Source organism: Streptomyces viridosporus (genome assembly GCF_002078235.1).
Taxonomy (GTDB): Bacteria; Actinomycetota; Actinomycetes; order Streptomycetales; family Streptomycetaceae; genus Streptomyces; species Streptomyces viridosporus.
The window spans coordinates 2714-3076 of the sequence record NZ_MSGP01000735.1; the positions used below are offsets into that span (position 1 = coordinate 2714).

Consider the following 363-nt stretch of genomic DNA (forward strand, 5'->3'; position numbering starts at 1 on the left):
AGCCCGCAACGCCCCCTGGACTGCTGCCTGAGGGGTACTCAGGAACTCATGGGACCTACGAGTCGACCTGGGCCGCGGCCACCTTGGTGGGCGGGACCGGGGTGCCGTCGCGGAACCGGTCCTGCGAGGCGTCGGTGATCTGCGCCATGAACGGGTGCGCGGACGTCGTGGTCGTCGTACCGCCCACGACCGGCTGCGGCGGCGGCAGCGGTGGCCGCCACGGCGGCGGCCTTTCTGACGCGGGTGAGCCCGGACATGGGTCTCCTCGTGGGGATTGCCGGTGGGGGTCGCGCGGGGTGGGGGTGGAGCACGAGGGCCCAGGGACCGGCCCCCGTGTGCCCGGCGAGCGGCACGCGTTCACGC

The 363-nt window shown here is 74.4% G+C and carries 1 pseudogene; it reads right to left on the reverse strand.

What is annotated here, in order from left to right:
* Window positions 1-70: 70 nt before the first annotated feature.
* A pseudogene (locus B7L92_RS36775) lies at window positions 71-257 on the reverse strand (serine protease); the annotation flags it as partial.
* Window positions 258-363: the final 106 nt, after the last annotated feature.